This is a genomic window from Aeromonas sp. 82P (genome assembly GCF_051919365.1).
GTDB lineage: Bacteria > Pseudomonadota > Gammaproteobacteria > Enterobacterales > Aeromonadaceae > Aeromonas > Aeromonas veronii.
In genome coordinates this window covers 390,101-406,250 of record NZ_JBQBEV010000001.1, presented here as the reverse complement: position 1 = coordinate 406,250, position 16,150 = coordinate 390,101, and the positions used below count along the sequence as shown (strand labels likewise).

General features: G+C 60.0%; 11 protein-coding genes and 1 riboswitch. Of the genes, 4 read left to right on the top strand and 7 right to left on the bottom strand.

Annotated features, from left to right (window positions below):
- Nucleotides 1-9 precede the first annotated feature (9 nt).
- The 4 genes from ubiD to trxA all read right to left on the bottom strand — a co-directional run bounded on the left by ubiD (nt 10) and on the right by trxA (nt 4,410).
- Entirely contained in the window at nt 10-1,479 is a 1,470-nt protein-coding gene (gene ubiD, locus ACTG2S_RS01855) for a 4-hydroxy-3-polyprenylbenzoate decarboxylase (protein ID WP_005357294.1), read from the bottom strand.
- 33 nt (nt 1,480-1,512) lie between these two features.
- The gene (locus ACTG2S_RS01850; protein WP_151286472.1) at nt 1,513-2,505 is read right to left on the bottom strand and encodes a hypothetical protein; all 993 of its coding nucleotides are present in this window, start codon (nt 2,503-2,505) and stop codon (nt 1,513-1,515) included.
- Between the two features lie 108 nt (nt 2,506-2,613).
- Nucleotides 2,614-3,879: a transcription termination factor Rho gene (gene rho, locus ACTG2S_RS01845; RefSeq protein ID WP_005339417.1), complete on the bottom strand. Its 1,266-nt coding sequence runs from the start codon at nt 3,877-3,879 to the stop codon at nt 2,614-2,616.
- 204 nt (nt 3,880-4,083) lie between these two features.
- Entirely contained in the window at nt 4,084-4,410 is a 327-nt protein-coding gene (gene trxA / locus ACTG2S_RS01840; RefSeq protein WP_005339416.1) for a thioredoxin TrxA, read from the bottom strand.
- Nucleotides 4,411-4,523: 113 nt separating this feature from the next.
- Here trxA and rhlB point away from each other — a divergent pair, with 113 nt between their 5' ends.
- The 3 genes from rhlB to ACTG2S_RS01825 are packed head-to-tail and all read left to right on the top strand — an operon-like array spanning nt 4,524 to nt 7,600.
- Complete coding sequence (rhlB, locus tag ACTG2S_RS01835) at nt 4,524-5,813, top strand: ATP-dependent RNA helicase RhlB (RefSeq protein ID WP_005339414.1); 1,290 nt, start codon at nt 4,524-4,526, stop codon at nt 5,811-5,813.
- Between the two features lie 11 nt (nt 5,814-5,824).
- The gene (gene gppA / locus ACTG2S_RS01830) at nt 5,825-7,315 is read left to right on the top strand and encodes a guanosine-5'-triphosphate,3'-diphosphate diphosphatase (RefSeq protein ID WP_245148509.1); all 1,491 of its coding nucleotides are present in this window, start codon (nt 5,825-5,827) and stop codon (nt 7,313-7,315) included.
- Between the two features lie 30 nt (nt 7,316-7,345).
- A complete protein-coding gene (locus ACTG2S_RS01825) occupies nt 7,346-7,600 on the top strand; it encodes a Rho-binding antiterminator (protein WP_202005422.1) in 255 nt (84 codons plus the stop codon).
- 70 nt (nt 7,601-7,670) lie between these two features.
- On the opposite strand, the gene ACTG2S_RS01820 is transcribed toward ACTG2S_RS01825, so the two are convergent.
- From ACTG2S_RS01820 to prlC, 3 genes are all read right to left on the bottom strand, one after another.
- Nucleotides 7,671-8,432 (bottom strand): class I SAM-dependent methyltransferase, encoded by a 762-nt coding sequence (locus tag ACTG2S_RS01820; protein WP_376870081.1) that lies wholly within the window; start codon nt 8,430-8,432, stop codon nt 7,671-7,673.
- Between the two features lie 54 nt (nt 8,433-8,486).
- Nucleotides 8,487-11,036, bottom strand: coding sequence for a putative bifunctional diguanylate cyclase/phosphodiesterase (locus ACTG2S_RS01815; RefSeq protein WP_139410875.1), 2,550 nt, complete (start codon nt 11,034-11,036; stop codon nt 8,487-8,489).
- Nucleotides 11,037-11,243: 207 nt separating this feature from the next.
- Nucleotides 11,244-13,286, bottom strand: coding sequence for an oligopeptidase A (gene prlC / locus ACTG2S_RS01810; RefSeq protein WP_274161388.1), 2,043 nt, complete (start codon nt 13,284-13,286; stop codon nt 11,244-11,246).
- Between the two features lie 437 nt (nt 13,287-13,723).
- Nucleotides 13,724-13,809: riboswitch (cyclic di-GMP riboswitch) on the top strand.
- Between the two features lie 50 nt (nt 13,810-13,859).
- Between prlC and ACTG2S_RS01805 the strand changes: the two genes are divergently transcribed.
- A complete protein-coding gene (locus ACTG2S_RS01805; protein ID WP_439981914.1) occupies nt 13,860-16,049 on the top strand; it encodes an immunoglobulin-like domain-containing protein in 2,190 nt (729 codons plus the stop codon).
- The last annotated feature ends 101 nt before the right edge of the window (nt 16,050-16,150 follow it).

The following is a 16,150-nucleotide window of genomic DNA, read 5'->3' as shown; positions in this document are numbered from 1 at the left end:
ATGTTTGCCTCATCCGAGGATATTGAGCTCATCCCAGATGGCATCAACCTTCTGCTTCACCGCCTCATCCTGAACTATGGGCTGACCCCACTCCCGATTGGTCTCGCCCGGCCACTTGTTGGTGGCATCCAGCCCCATCTTGGAGCCGAGGCCGGAGACCGGCGAGGCGAAGTCCAGATAGTCGATCGGGGTGTGCTCGATCAAGGTGGTGTCCCGTGCCGGGTCCATCCGGGTGGTAATGGCCCAGATCACATCCTTCCAGTCGCGGGCGTTGACGTCGTCATCACACACCACCACGAACTTGGTGTACATGAACTGGCGCAGGAAGGACCAGACCCCCAGCATCACCCGCTTGGCGTGGCCCGGGTAACGCTTCTTGATGGTCACCACCGCCATCCGGTAGGAGCACCCCTCCGGCGGCAGATAGAAGTCCACAATCTCGGGAAACTGCTTCTGCAGCAGCGGCACGAACACCTCGTTCAGCGCCAGACCCAGCACCGCCGGTTCATCGGGCGGACGGCCGGTGTAGGTGCTGTGATAGATGGCATCGCGCCGCTTGGTGATGTGGGTGATGGTGAAGACTGGGAACTCGTCCACCTCGTTGTAGTAACCGGTGTGGTCGCCATAGGGGCCTTCCGGCGCCATCTCACCCGGCTCCAGATACCCTTCCAGCACAATCTCGGCGCTGGCGGGTACCTCCAAATCGCAGCTGATGGCCTTGATCACTTCGGTACGGCTGCCGCGCAGCAGACCGGCAAAGGCATATTCGGAGAGAGTATCCGGCACCGGCGTCACCGCGCCGAGAATGGTCGCCGGATCGGCACCGAGCGCCACCACCACCGGGAATCGCTCACCGGGATGGGCCTCCTGCCACTCGCGAAAATCGATGGCACCGCCACGGTGATCCAGCCAGCGCATGATCAGCTTGTTTTTGGCGATCTTCTGCTGGCGATAGATGCCGAGGTTCTGGCGCTTCTTGTAGGGGCCGCGGGTGATGGTGAGGCCCCAGGTGACCAGCGGCGCCACATCGCCGGGCCAGCAGTGCTGGATCGGGATCTGGTCGAGATCGACCGCCTCTCCCTCCTGCACCACCTGCTGGCAGGGGGCGGAAGAGAGGCGCTTGGTCGGCATGTTGAGCACCTGCTTGAAGATCGGCAGCTTCTCCATCAGCTCCTTGAATCCCTTGGGCGGCTCGGGCTCCTTGAGATAGGAGAGCCAGACCCCGACCTGACGCAGGGCGCCCACATCGGGCTGGCCCATGCCCATGGCAACCCGATCCGGGGTACCGAACAGGTTGGTCAGCACCGGCATGGTGTAGCCTTTGGGATTTTCGAACAGCAGAGCCGGGCCACCCGCACGCAGGGTGCGATCGCTGATCTCGGTCATCTCCAGATAGGGATCTATCTCGCGGGTGATCCGCTTGAGTTGTCCGTTTTGTTCCAGCTGCGCGATGAAATCACGCAAATCCTTGTATTTCATGCAAGTTCCCAACCGGGTTCAGGAGGTCACGCATTATAACCCTGGCTGCCCATCGGGTGTACCCGAATCGGGTAGCAGACTCGGTGCAATGGGTGGCACGTCACGATGGCCGAGGCGTCTGGCCAGTGCAGAGAGCAGCTGGGGCTCGTCCACCTCCATCAACAGACCGGCCACCAGCGCCCCGTATTGACGGTTGGAGAGTTCCGCCAGCAGGTATTTCTGGGCTTGCGGCGGCAAGGGGGAGAGTGCGCTCAGCTGCCGCAGGGCGGCTCCCTTCAACCCCTCGTTGCCACTGGCGGCAATCAGCAGATCGCTGGCAGCACTGCCGTGATGAAAGCGGTTAATGGTGGAGAGTGCGCGCAGCGCATCCTGATCTGCCGGCCGCCGCCACAGCATGCTATAGAGCGCCGGTTCGCCGGTGCGCTGCAACAGATGGAACAACAGGTGATTGTCGGGCAGATAGATATTCTGGCTGGCCAGCGCTTGCGCCTCCCGCATCCAGATCGGCTGCGGCAAGGTGTCGAGGGCCAGCAACAGGGCTTGCTGCTGCATGGCGAGATCGGGGTTACTGCTGTAGTAGATGGACTTTAGCTGGAAGCTGCCCTGGGCAAGCAGCTGCCGATAGCGATGCATCAGTGATTGCAACTGCCACTCCCCCAGCAACTGACGGGCCTGCGCGGCAAAATCATAGACAGGTTGCTGCACCAGAAAACCGTCGACCTGCTGCTCCATGAGCCACTCGGGGGCCTTGTCGGCCTGAGCCTCGACCCACTGTTGCAACGCAGGGGATGCAGGGGTGGTAGCGGGAATATCCCGCAGCAGCTGCAACAGCAGGAACTCCCGCCGCTCGCGACTCAGGGTCGCCAGCAGAGAGTCGATGGCTGCAAATTGCCCCTCCTGCAGACGGCCCGCCAGATAGCGCTGGTGCGTCTGCAACGTCTCGGCTGTCACCCCGACCGGTGCACTCTGCGCGCAGGCTGGCATTGCACTCAGCAACCCCAGCAATAACCAGAAAACAGGCTTCATGACGTCTCCATCCATGTGACATCGGGATCTCATACTACTAGGGCGACCGGAAAACAGATAAACAAAAACCGCGACCAGGGCCGCGGTTTCGTCATTTTCTGACCGGACTTACTTCTGCTGGCGCCGCATGGCGTCGAAGAACTCGTCGTTGGTCTTGGTCATCGCCAGCTTGTCGATGAGGAACTCGATACCGTCGATCTCGCCCATCGGGTGGACAATCTTGCGCAGGATCCACATCTTCTGCAGCTCGTCACCGGAGGTGAGCAACTCTTCCTTACGGGTGCCTGAGCGGGTGATGTCGATAGCCGGGTAGACGCGCTTCTCGGCAATCTTGCGCGAGAGGTGCAGTTCCATGTTGCCGGTACCCTTGAACTCTTCGTAGATAACCTCGTCCATCTTGGAGCCGGTATCGATCAGCGCGGTGGCGATGATGGTCAGGCTGCCGCCCTCTTCAACATTACGCGCGGCGCCGAAGAAGCGCTTGGGACGGTGCAGGGCGTTGGCATCCACACCACCGGTCAGTACCTTGCCGGATGACGGGATAACTGTGTTGTAGGCGCGAGCAAGACGGGTGATGGAGTCCAGCAGGATCACCACATCTTTCTTGTGCTCGACCAGACGCTTGGCCTTCTCGATCACCATTTCGGCAACCTGAACGTGACGGGAAGCAGGTTCGTCAAAGGTGGAAGCGATCACTTCACCTTTCACCATGCGCTGCATCTCGGTCACTTCTTCCGGACGCTCGTCGATCAGCAGAACGATCAGTTCACAGTCCGGGTGGTTGTAGGCGATGCTCTGGGCGATGTTCTGCAGCAGCATGGTCTTACCGGCCTTGGGCGGCGCCACGATCAGGCCACGCTGGCCTTTACCGATGGGGGAAGCCAGATCCAGTACACGGGCGGTGATATCTTCAGTAGAGCCGTTACCCCGTTCCATACGCAGACGTTCGTTGGCATGCAGGGGGGTAAGGTTTTCAAACAGGATCTTGTTGCGGGAGTTTTCCGGACGGTCGTAGTTGACCTCATTGACCTTGAGCAGTGCGAAGTAGCGTTCGCCCTCTTTCGGTGGCCGGATCTTGCCGGAGATGGTATCGCCGGTACGCAGGTTGAAGCGGCGGATCTGGCTCGGGGAGACGTAGATATCGTCAGGGCCTGCCAGATAGGAGCCGTCTGCACTGCGCAGGAAGCCGAAACCATCGGTCAGGATTTCCAGCACACCGTCGCCAAAGATATCTTCACCACCCTTGGCGTGCGCCTTGAGGATTGCAAAAATAATATCTTTCTTGTGCGCCCGAGCCAGATTTTCCAACCCCATGGATTCGCCAAGCTTGACCAGCTCGGACACAGGAGTGTTCTTTAATTCAGTCAGATTCATAGTGGTGAAAGTCTGTAAGCAAGGATTGAAATGAGGAGACAGTCTGCTGGATTGATGCTGATCGGATTTGATTGCCAGGCTGTGGTTAGCAAAGAGTCAGGCAAAAAGGTTAGCAAACGAGCGATAAACTAGCACCAATCGGGATGAGCGTCTAGGTGATAAAACACAAGGAGCGCATTATTGCAATGCGCTCCTCTTTAATTATTACAGGTTGCCGTCCAGGAACTCTTTCAGCTGAGTCTTGGACAGTGCACCGACCTTGGTCGCTGCCACTTCGCCATTCTTGAACAGCAAGAGGGTCGGGATACCACGAATGCCGTACTTGGGCGGAGTATCAGAGTTATGGTCGATGTTCAGTTTGGCTACGGTCACGCGACCTTCGTACTCTTGGGCAACTTCTTCCAGGATCGGGGCAATCATCTTGCACGGACCACACCACTCGGCCCAGAAGTCGACCAGAACGGCGCCATCGGCTTTGATTACATCTGCCTCGAAGCTGGCATCGCTCAGCTGAACAATCTTGTCACTCATCTCCAACTCCAGTCAGTAATTAAGGCTTTATTGACATATCAACAAAGGCAATAGTTGCCCTATTTGAAATGATCCTGTTTATTATTGCAAGCCTAACCTGATAACCTACCGCCATGAGCAAAACACACTTAACGACCGACAAATTCGCCCAAATGGGCCTCGAACCCGAAGTTCTGGCTGGTCTGGAATCAAAGGGATTTCACTATTGCACGCCCATCCAGGCACTGTCTCTGCCACTGCTGGTAGAAGGTCATGACCTCGCCGGTCAGGCCCAGACAGGAACCGGCAAGACCATTGCCTTCCTGGCCGCGACATTCAACTATTTGCTGACTCACCCGCTGACCAAGCCCCGTCTGGTTAACCAACCCAGAGCCATCATCATGGCACCCACCCGGGAACTGGCAGTACAGATCTATAACGATGCTGACAGCATCGCCGCTTCTACCGGCCTGAAACTCGGCCTCGCCTACGGTGGCGAAGGTTACGACAAGCAGCTGGCCGTGCTGGAGCAGGGCGTCGACATCCTGATCGGCACCACTGGCCGCATCATCGACTACTTCAAGTCCAAGGTGATCGATCTGAGCAACATTCAGGTCGTGGTACTGGACGAAGCGGATCGCATGTTCGATCTGGGCTTCATCAAGGACATCCGCTTCCTGTTTCGCCGCATGCCGCCCGCGACCGAGCGCCTGAGCATGCTGTTTTCCGCCACCCTCTCCCTGCGTGTGCAGGAGCTGGCCTACGAACACATGAACCACCCGGAACATGTGCAGGTAGAGCCGGAGCAGATGACCGGCGTGCGGATCAAGGAGGAGCTGTTCTACCCCTCCAACGAAGACAAGATGTTGCTGCTGCTCTCCCTGATGGAAGAGGAGTGGCCGGAAAAAGCGATCGTCTTCGCCAACACCAAGCATGTCTGTGAAGACGTCCATGCCTGGCTAGAAAACGACGGCCACCGCGTCGGTCTGCTGACCGGTGACGTGCCGCAGAAAAAGCGGATGAAGATCCTCGAGGATTTCACCAAGGGTGCGCTCGATATTCTGGTCGCCACCGACGTGGCCGCCCGTGGTCTGCACATCCCTGACGTGACCCACGTCTTCAACTATGACCTGCCCGACGACGCCGAAGACTATGTACACCGTATCGGTCGTACCGGTCGTGCCGGCAAGAGCGGTCACTCCATCAGCCTGGCCTGTGAAGACTATGCCTTCAACCTGCCGGCCATCGAGGAGTACATCCACCACGCCATTCCGGTCAGCAAGTACGACCGTGAAGCGCTGCTGGATGACGTGACCCCGCCGAAACGGGTGTTCCGCAACCGTCAGCCGGTGAACCGCAACATGCGGGATCGTCAGGGCGGTGGCAACAGCAACAACCGTCGTCGTCCGCCGCGCAAGAGCTAAGGACAGGCCCGTTGCACAACTCGCCTCTCTATGCCGCTATCGACCTCGGCTCCAACAGCTTTCATATGCTGGTGGTGCGCGAGGTCGCCGGTGCCCTGCGCACCGTCGCCAAGGTCAAGCGCAAGGTTCGCCTCGCTGCCGGGCTCGATCCGGAATTTCGTCTCAGCCGTGCCGCCATGGAGCGGGGCTGGGACTGTTTGCGTCTCTTCTCCGAACAATTGCAGGACATTCCGGCCGACAATATACGAGTGGTGGGCACGGCCACACTGCGCCTTGCCACCAACGTCGACGAGTTCCTCAGCGAAGCTGAACGGGTACTCAACCACAGCATCGAGATCATCTCGGGCGAGGAAGAGGCCAAGACCATCTATGAAGGGGTCTCCTGGACCTCTGCCGGAGAAGGCAACCGGCTGGTGATCGACATCGGCGGTGCCAGTACCGAACTGGTGATCGGCGAACATAGCGAAGCAAAACTGCTCAACAGCCTGCACATGGGCTGCGTCACCTGGCTCAACAATCACTTCGGTGATGGCGAGCTCTCCGAAGCCCGTTTCGAGCAGGCGATTGCTGCCGCCAAGGCGGTGCTGGAGAAGGTGGCGGACGATTACCGCGCCCTCGGCTGGCGTACCTGTGTCGGCGCCTCCGGCACGGTGCAGGCGCTGCAAGAGATCATGCTGGCGCAAGGGAAGAGCGAGCGGGTCACCCTGCCCAAGCTCCAGGAGCTGATGGGTCAGGCCATCGCCTGCGGCAAGCTCGACCGGCTGCAACTGGAAGGACTGGCGGCCGAGCGGCTGACCGTATTCCCCTCCGGTCTTGCCATCCTGATCGCCATCTTCGAAACCCTCGATATCGAGAGCATGACCCTCGCGGGGGGCGCCCTGCGTGAAGGGCTGATCTACGGTCTGCTTGGCAACAATCACGACTGTGATGCCCGGGATCGTACCGCCGACAGCCTGATCAGCCGCTATCAGCTGGATAAAGAGCACGCCGAACGAGTACGCGATACCGCCGTCGATGCGTTCAACCAGCTGCAACCGGCCTGGCGACTCTCCAAACGCTACGGTCGTCCGATCTTGCGTTATGCGGCCCTGCTGCACGAGATCGGCCTCTGTATCGAGTACAAGAAGGCGCCGCAACACGCCGCCTACATCATCGACAACATCGACATGCCGGGCTTTACTCCCGCGCAAAAGAAGCTGTTGTCGGCCCTGCTGTTCAACCAGCGGGACGAATTCAAGCTGGAACCGCTGGAGAAACAGGGTGCAGTCACCGGTCGTCAGGCGATCCGGCTGGCCCGTATCCTGCGCATCGCGCTGATCCTCTGCATGCGCCGCACCCAGGGCACAGTGCCCAGCTTCACCCTGCAGGCAGAAGAGGAGTCACTGACCCTGACCCTGCCCAAGGGCTGGATGGATGAACACTACCTGCGCGCCAGCGAGCTGCGCTTTGAAGTGGAACGCCAGCAGAAGATGGGCTGGCCGACCCGCGTACAGGAAGCCTGACTCAGCAACCTGCCTGTTTTGGAGCCGATCATGCCGGATTATCAACCCATCAGCTGCGATCTCTACGACTGGCTCGAAATTGCTGCCAGCTGGCAACTGCCGGTGACCCTCACCAGCCGCGATGATCGCCAATGGGATGACAAGATCCGCACTATCGAAGCCAGCGAAGGGGTCGAGTATCTGCTGCTGCACAGTGGCGAGCGGCTCAGTCTGGCAGAACTGGCGACCCTGCGCCTGAACTGGCAAGGGGAAGAGAAGCTGATCCACTTCGCGCCAACCAACTGAATCCAGTATGAAAAAGGAGGGCCAACATGACGTTGGCCCTCCTTTTTGCATCTGCGGCTCACACCGGCCGTTAACCCGCTGCCAGCGCCGCCATCACATAGACATCGAAGCGGTTGCTCTTGGTTTCGATGGCCATGCTGGGCTTCTGTTCATTGAGCCAGCCGGCGTAGTCGGGGCGTTTCACCACCACCCGCTTGTTCGCCATCTTGAGCGCGGCAGGCAGCAGGGCATCCGCATCAAGATCCGGCCCCACCAGCGACTGGAACACCCGCATCTCCTTTTTCACCAGCGCCGACTTCTGCTTGTGGGGGAACATGGGGTCGAGGTAGATCACCTCGGGCCGCTCCGGCAGCGCCAGCAAGTTGTCCACCGCCGGGCCTTGCAGCAGGTGCATCCGCTCGCTGACCCAGGGGCCAATCTCGGGATCCTGTGCCGCCCGCGCCAGCCCGTCCTGCAACAGAGCAGCCACCACAGGGCTGCGTTCGATCAGGGTCACCTTGCAACCGAGAGAGGCGAGTACGAAGGCATCGCGCCCCAGCCCGGCGGTAGCATCCACCACGGTTGGTGTGGCACCGGCCTTGAGCCCCACCGCCTTGGCGATGGATTGACCGCGACCGCCACCAAACTTGCGACGATGTGCCACCGCCCCTTCCACGAAGTCCACATAGACGGCACCCAGCTTGGGCTCGTCCAGCTTGCGCAGTTCCAGTCTATCTTCAGTCAGTACCAGCGCAAACGGAGCCGGAAACTCCACGTCGGCAAGGCGTAAACGCAGGGCGTCGAGCTCGCCATCACGGGCGGGGACTTCACTGAAAACCTGAATATGGGGCATAGGAGACAGACTCATGGCACGTACAGAAGCGGCCATGATAACAGAAGCGGTGGATCAGCTCACGACAGTGAGGTTCATCCCCTGACGGTTGAGAGCGAGGTAATCAATGAGATCGTCATAGGCCAGCGGGCGGCTGAGCAGATAACCCTGGGTGAAGGCACACCCCTTCTGGCAGAGGAAGTTGAGCTGCTCGCGGGTCTCTACCCCCTCGATCACCACCTGCATGCCGAGGTTGTGCACTATGTTGATGATGCCGTCGAGCAGCATCCGATCCTGCTCATTGAAGGGGATATGGCGCACGAAGGAGCGGTCTATCTTGACCAGATCGACCGGGAAGGTGCGCAGATAGTTGAGGGCCGAGTAGCCGGTACCGAAATCGTCGATGGCCAGCTTGCACCCCGCCTCGCGCAGGGCATCGATCCGCACTCTGTGCTGATCGCTGCTCTCCATCAGCAGAGATTCGGTGATTTCGATGACGATGTCGGCAGGATCGAGCCCGAAGTGCTGGATCACCTTAAGCCACTCACTCGCCTCGGGGTCGATGGTCTGAAACTCCATGGTGGAACGGTTGATCGACATCTGCAGATCAGGGAAACCGGACTGCTGCAACCGCGCCAGATCCCGGCACGACTGCCACAATACCAGCGCCCCCAGCCCCTGAATCAGACCAGCCTCTTCCGCCAGCGGAATGAACTCGGCAGGGGAGACCTGCCCCCAGTGGGGGTGATACCAGCGCACCAGCGCCTCCAGCTTGGCGACCCGTCCGCTGCGATTGTCCCAGATCGGCTGGTAGGCCATGGTCAGTTGCTCCAGCTTGATCGCTTCGGCCAAATCCTGCTGCATCTGGTGGCGCTGGCGCACCTCTTCCCGCATGGATGAGCAGTAGGCACCGAGCAACCGTCCCTGCCGCTTGGCCGCAAACAGCGCCTGTTCGGCGTTGCGCAGCAACTCGTCGCTCTCGCTGCCATCGACCGGGCAGAGGGTCATGCCGATGGTCGCGGTCACATAGAGATGCTGGTTGGCCAGCATAAAGGGGCGGGCGAAGCTGCCAATCACCTGCTTGGCAAACACCTCGGCCTGACGGCGGGTGACGATGCCGGGCACCAGGAACGCGAACTCGTCGCCACCGATGCGGGCCACCAGATCTTCGGTGCGCACCCGGCTCACCAGTCGATCCGAGACCTCCCGCAGCAGGGCATCGCCAGCATGGTGATCCATGCTGTTGTTGACCGCCTTGAAGTTGTTGAGGTCGAGCACCATGAGCGCGAAGCGCTCGCCCCGCTCGCAGAAGCGGGTGAGGCAGCGGCCAAACAACCAGCGGTTGGGCAGGCTGGTGAGGTTGTCGTAGTTGGCCTGGGTCGCGATCTTCTGCTCGGCCACTTTGGTCTGGGAAAGATCGCTGAAAATGGCGATATATTGCTGAATTTTGCCGGCTTCGCGCAGGGTGCTGATCATCAGCTGCTGCGGATAGAGCTTGCCGTTCTTGCGCTTGTTCCACACCTCGCCACGCCACACCCCCACCCGCTCCAGCGCATGGTACATGTCGGCATAGAAGGTCTGATCGTGCAGCCCGGACTTGAGCATGCTGGGACGTTGGCCCCGCACCTCATCGCTGCTGTAGCCGGTGATCTGCTCGAAGGCCGGGTTGACCGAGATGATGCGGCTGTCGGCATCGCACACCAGAATCGCTTCGGAGAGGTTGTCGTAGACCCGGTGGGAGAGCTTGAGCTGCTCCGCATGGCGCTTGAGGGGATCGATATTCTCCAGCAGCACCATCAGGTAGTCCGGCTGCTGCTGCTCGTCGCGGATCAGGGTGACAGTCACCCGTCCCCACAGGATCTCGCCCCCCTTGCAGAAGTAGCGCTTCTCCTGGGTGAAACTGCTGCGCTCGCCGCGCCGGATCTCTTCGTAGCACTCAAGGCTGCGCTGCCAATCCTCCGGGTGATTGATGTCGGAGATGGAGCGATGAAGCAGCTCGTCGAGGGGATAACCCAACATCTTCTCTATGGCCGGGTTGGCCCAGAGAATGCGGCCGGTGAGATCGAGCTTGCCGATCCCCACCGGGGCCTGAAACAGCATGCTCTGCAGCACATGGGGGGTATCAGGCAAGAGTTGCGGCAGCTGGCGTTGCAGCATCAGCGCCAGTTCGCGACCGGCCAGCGGCCCCAGCAACCGGAGCAGCCCCATCACCTTGGTCATATTGGCCTGCGGCTGACGATAGAGCAGGCAGCAGATGCCTATGGTCTCGCCATCCGCATCCTTGAGGGCGATCCCGGCGTAGGCCTGGGCCTGCCACGCATCGGCAAGCGGCATCGCGGGGAACAGCTGCAACAGACGATCGCTGAACCAGGCTTCCCCCTCCTGCCAGGTAATGGCATCGGGAGAGTCAGTGATTGGCAGCGTCAGGGTATCGGGGTCAAGAGAGGAGGGATGGGCAGCCTGAACCGTCAGGTGGGTAGCATTTGATTCCCTGCTGGCGATCAGGACGACATCAGCCATCACAGCAGCGGCGATTTCACTCACAAAGGTATCGAAATATCCCTGGCCGCTCGAATGAGCCAGACTTGAGATGATTTGATAGACGGAATCGAGTGCTCGCCTCATGGCAAGTGGCTTTCTCTCCTTGAAGGTTAGAACACGACTCTACTGAAGAGCTGTGAGCAGTGCAAATATGCAATCAGCAAGATATTAAAAAGCCTTGAAAAAAGGGACCAAAAGGTCCCTTTTTGTCGCAGAAATCACGACTCGATCCCACTATGCCGCAAAATAGTGTACCTGGTTGAAGCTCACACAGGCGGCGGGTCAGGAATCTCAGGCAGCGATCCCGCTGTGTCGCAACAGCGCATCCACCTTGGGCTCACGACCACGGAAGGCTCGGAACAGCTCCATCGGCTCATTCGAGCCACCCTTCTCCAGAATATTCTTCAGGAAGGATTGGCCGGTCGCCGGGTTGAAGATCCCCTCCTCCTCGAAGCGGGAGAAGGCATCGGCAGAGAGCACTTCGGCCCACTTGTAGCTGTAGTAGCCCGCCGCATAGCCGCCCGCGAAGATGTGGGAGAAGCTGTGCTGGAAGCGATTGAACGCCGGTGGCGTCATCACTGCTACCTGACTGCGCACCTCATCCAGCAGCGCCGGAAGCTGCGCCGGATTGGCCGGGTCAAACTCCTGATGGAGACGGAAGTCGAACAGGGCGAACTCCAGCTGGCGCAGCATCTGCATGGCCGCCTGGAAGTTGCGGGCGGTCAGCATCTTCTCCAGCAGATCGGCAGGCAGCGGCTCGCCGGTCTCGTAGTGGCCGGAGATAAAGGCCAGCGCCTCGGACTCCCAGCACCAGTTCTCCAGGAACTGGCTCGGCAGCTCCACCGCATCCCAGGCCACGCCGTTGATACCAGCGACACCGGCCACATCGATGCGGGTCAGCATGTGGTGGATACCGTGGCCAAACTCATGGAACAGGGTGACCACTTCGTTGTGGGTGAACAGCGCTGGCTTGCCATCCACCGGGCCGTTGAAGTTGCAGGTCAGGTAGGCCACCGGCTTTTGCAGCGAGCCATCCTGACGGTAGCGACGACCCAGACAGACATCCATCCAGGCCCCGCCCTGCTTGTGCTCACGGGCGTAGAGGTCCAGGTAGAAGCTGCCGCGCAGCTCGTCGTCGGCATCGAAGATGTCGTAGAAGCGCACGTCAGGATGCCAGGTGTCGATGCCGAGGCGCTCGCGCACCTTCATGCCGAACACCCGCTTCACCACTTCGAACAACCCCTTCACCACCTTGCTGGCGGGGAAGTAGGGGCGCAGCTGCTCGTCGGAGATGGAGAATTTGTGCTGTTTGAGCTTCTCGGCGTAGTAGGCGAGATCCCAGGCGGCCAGCTCGCTCTGACCATGCTGCTCGGCGGCGAAGGCGCGAATCTCCTCCAGCTCGGCCTTGCCTTGCGGCAGGGATTTGGCCGCCAGATCGGTGAGGAAGCTCACCACCTGTTCGGTCTTGTCCGCCATCTTGGTGGCCAGGGAGAGCTCGGCATAGTTGGCGAACCCCAGCAACTGAGCCAGTTCGCGGCGCAGGGTGAGCAGCTCGCTCATGATGGCGGAGTTGTCCCACTTGCCCGCATTGGGGCCCTGATCGGAGGCGCGAGTGGTGAAGGCTTCGTACATCTCTGCCCGCAGCTCGCGGTTGTCGGCATACATCATCACCGGCAGATAAGAGGGGATATCCAGCGTGAACAGCCACCCCTCTTTGCCTTTAAGTTCAGCCATCTGACGGGCAGCGGCACGCACGCTGTCGGGCAGACCGGCCAATTCGGCTTCATCGACCACCAGCTTGTGCCAGCCCTGGGTCGCATCCAGCACGTTGTTGCTGAAACGGGAGGCCAGCTCGGAGAGGCGGGCCTGAATCTCGCCGTAACGCTGCTGCGCCTCGGCAGGCAGACCGATGCCGGAGAGGCGGAAGTCACGCAGGGTATTCTGGATCTCCTTGCGCTGGGCGCCGCTCAGCAGCGGGAAATCATCGCTCTGGGAGAGGGCCAGATAGGCCTGATAGAGCCCTTCATGCTGACCGACATAGGTCTGGAATTCGGAGAGCAGCGGCAGGCAGGCGTCATGGGCCTCGCGCAGTGCTTCGCTGTTGAGTACGGAGTTGAGGTGGCTGACCGGTGACCAGATCCGTGACAGACGGTCATTTACCTCTTCCAGCGGGGCAATCAGGCTATCCCAGGTATGGGGATCACGCTGGGCCAGCACATCGCTGATCTTCTGCTTGCAGTCAGCAATCGCCTGAATCACGGCAGGCTGAACCTGCTCCGGCTTGATCTGGCTGAAAGGGGGCAGCGAATCCATTGTCAGCAAAGGGTTATTCATCCCGGTTACCTCTTGTTTGGTCTTGAACAGACCGCTTTAGCAGCTCTGTATGGCTTTCTAACATGTGGCCAAGCCACGCAATAATCAAGCGGGAATCCGCCGCAACCCTGTACTTTTCCAGCCATTGCGACCCGGATCTCTGCCGTTGCTGCAGTTTTGCCATCAACAGCCAGTAACAGGATGAATCTGTGGGCCTTTTTTGGCTCTTACCGCTACTTTCAAGGGGCAAATAGTCGCCATTTACCGGCGCCACAGCTGCCAGCCAAGTACCGTCATGCTCAATCATGGAAACGGACAAAATGTGGCAGCTGTAACAAATTATCAATATTTTTCAGTCAATTAGAATCAAAACCAACTATTGATTAATTTATTTTCAAGCATCTATCATAGGCAACCTGCCATGCAGGTCACTTGATTCTCTGTGCTGCACAGAAATCGGGTGAAAAAGGCAAAGTGACCCGAAAGGGCGCGACGCAAAGCCACCGGTCTAAGGGAAAACACCTATGACAGCGGGGCTGCCCCCGGGGACGTCCGGTCACAACCGACGCCCCATTTGCACCGTACGGAGAGACGATGAACAAACTCAAATTATCCCTGCTTGGCTGCCTGCTCAGCATGGGCGCCCCCATGGCATATGCCGCCAGTGCCGGTCAGGCGATGGTCAACCCCCAGTCCGGCGTAGTGGTCGGCTATTGGCACAACTGGTGTGACGGCTCGGGCTACAAGGGCGGTATCGCCCCCTGCGTCAAGCTCGATCAGGTCAACCCGCAATACAACGTGGTCGATGTCTCCTTCATGAAGGTCTATGGCAGCGATCCCATCCCCACCTTCAAGCTCGACCCGGCCATCGGCATGAGCGAAAGCCAGTTTATCGAGCAGATCGCAGAGCTGAACCGTCAGGGCCGTGCCGTGCTGCTGGCGCTGGGCGGTGCCGATGCGCACATCGAGCTGCGCAAGGGTCAGGAGCAGGCCTTTGCCGACGAGATCATCCGTCTGGTGGAGACCTATGGCTTCGACGGGCTGGATATCGATCTGGAACAGGCCGCCATCACCGCCGCCGACAACCAGACCGTGATCCCGGCGGCCCTGCGTCTGGTCAAGGATCACTACCGCGCCCAGGGGAAAAACTTCCTCATCACCATGGCGCCGGAGTTCCCCTATCTGACCCAGACTGGCGCCTACATCCCCTATATCCGCAATCTGGAAGGGTACTACGACTGGATCAACCCTCAGTTCTACAACCAGGGTGGCGACGGTATCTACATCGATGGGATCGGCTGGATTGCCCAGAACAACGATGCCCTGAAAGAAGAGTTCATCTACTACATGGCGGATTCGCTGAGCAACGGTACCCGCGGCTTCTACAAGATCCCCCATGACAAGCTGGTGTTCGGTATTCCGACCAACATTGACGCCGCCGCCACCGGCTATGTGCAGGATCCGCAGAAGCTCTACAACGCCTTCAACCGCCTGAAGAGCGAGGGGCAACCACTGCGCGGCGTGATGACCTGGTCCATCAACTGGGACATGGGCCGCAACGCCGCCGGTCAGTCCTACAACGAATCCTTCATCAAGAGCTACGGCCCCTTCATCCACGATCAGGATATCACGCCTCCGGTCGACAACGGCAAGCCGGTGTTCAGCGGCCTGAGCGATACCCGCATCAAGCAGGGTACCGCCTTTGATCCGCTGGCAGGTGTCAGCGCCAACGACAAGGAAGATGGCGACCTGACTGGCCAGATCCAGGTGGAAGGTTCGGTAGACAGCCAGCGCATCGGCCTCTACCCCCTCACCTACAAGGTGAGCGATCGCGACAACAACGTCACCGAGCAGGTACGCACCATCGAGGTCTACAGCATGAAGCCGGTATTCAGCGGCGTCACCGACACCACGCTGGAGCTGGGTACCGCTTTCGATCCGATGGCAGGCGTCAGCGCCCATGATGAAGAAGATGGCGACCTGACCGCCCAAATCAAGGTCAGCGGCAACGTCGACAGCAGCAAGGTCGGCCGCTACACCCTCACCTATCAGGTGAGCGACAGCTCCGGTCAGCAGGTAACCCAGCAGCGCAACGTGACCGTCAGGGAGCAGGGCGCCGTCTGTGAAAACAGCTGGGATGCCAAGAAGGTCTACGTGGGTGGCGACATCGTCAGCCACAACGGCAAGAACTGGCTGGCAGGCTGGTGGACCCAGAACGAAGAGCCGGGCACCACGGGTGACTGGGGCGTCTGGCGCGTACAGGGCGACAGCGACTGCGGCGGCACAACGCCACCCGCCGAAGGCAGCAGCGACTTCACCGTCAGCGCCATGGGCTCCGACTACACCATAGTCAACGGTCAGGTCAGCATCCGTTTCAACGTGACGACCGCCAACCCGGTCCAAATCACCGCGACCCTGGAGCAGAACGGCCGCAGCCACGGCACCACCAGCAGCCAAGTGAACGGCACCAGCACTCTGGTACTGCAGGGCAGCAATGTCACCGATGGCAGCTACGAAGTAGTCATCACCGGTCTGGCAGATGGCCAGCAGCCGGTGGTGCAACGCTTCCCGGTCACCCTGACCGAAGAGAACAGCGGCGGTGGCGAAGGTGACTACCCAGCCTATGCCCCCAACACCAGCTATCAGGCCGGTGATCGGGTCAGCAATGCCGGTGGCAACTACGAGTGCAAACCCTGGCCCTACAGCGGCTGGTGTGGCGGCTCGACCAGCCATTATGCACCGGGTACCGGCAGCGCCTGGAGCGATGCCTGGATCAAGCTCTGACCTTGCCCCAACCACTAACGGGGGCCGACAGGCCCCCGCCCATATCTTGCCCGTCGGCCACGCTGCCGATGGGCAGGATGCACTGACCCGGACGGGTTAGC

Bases quoted from the DNA above. Each gene is read 5' to 3' on its own strand.
- ACTG2S_RS01805 (WP_439981914.1), top strand. From the start codon at position 13,860: ATGAACAAACTCAAATTATCCCTGCTTGGCTGCCTGCTCAGCATGGGC.
- ACTG2S_RS01850 (WP_151286472.1), bottom strand. From the start codon at position 2,505: ATGAAGCCTGTTTTCTGGTTATTGCTGGGGTTGCTGAGTGCAATGCCA.
- prlC (WP_274161388.1), bottom strand. From the start codon at position 13,286: ATGAATAACCCTTTGCTGACAATGGATTCGCTGCCCCCTTTCAGCCAG.
- ACTG2S_RS01820 (WP_376870081.1), bottom strand. From the start codon at position 8,432: ATGCCCCATATTCAGGTTTTCAGTGAAGTCCCCGCCCGTGATGGCGAG.
- ACTG2S_RS01815 (WP_139410875.1), bottom strand. From the start codon at position 11,036: ATGAGGCGAGCACTCGATTCCGTCTATCAAATCATCTCAAGTCTGGCT.
- ACTG2S_RS01825 (WP_202005422.1), top strand. From the start codon at position 7,346: ATGCCGGATTATCAACCCATCAGCTGCGATCTCTACGACTGGCTCGAA.
- rho (WP_005339417.1), bottom strand. From the start codon at position 3,879: ATGAATCTGACTGAATTAAAGAACACTCCTGTGTCCGAGCTGGTCAAG.
- rhlB (WP_005339414.1), top strand. From the start codon at position 4,524: ATGAGCAAAACACACTTAACGACCGACAAATTCGCCCAAATGGGCCTC.
- trxA (WP_005339416.1), bottom strand. From the start codon at position 4,410: ATGAGTGACAAGATTGTTCAGCTGAGCGATGCCAGCTTCGAGGCAGAT.
- ubiD (WP_005357294.1), bottom strand. From the start codon at position 1,479: ATGAAATACAAGGATTTGCGTGATTTCATCGCGCAGCTGGAACAAAAC.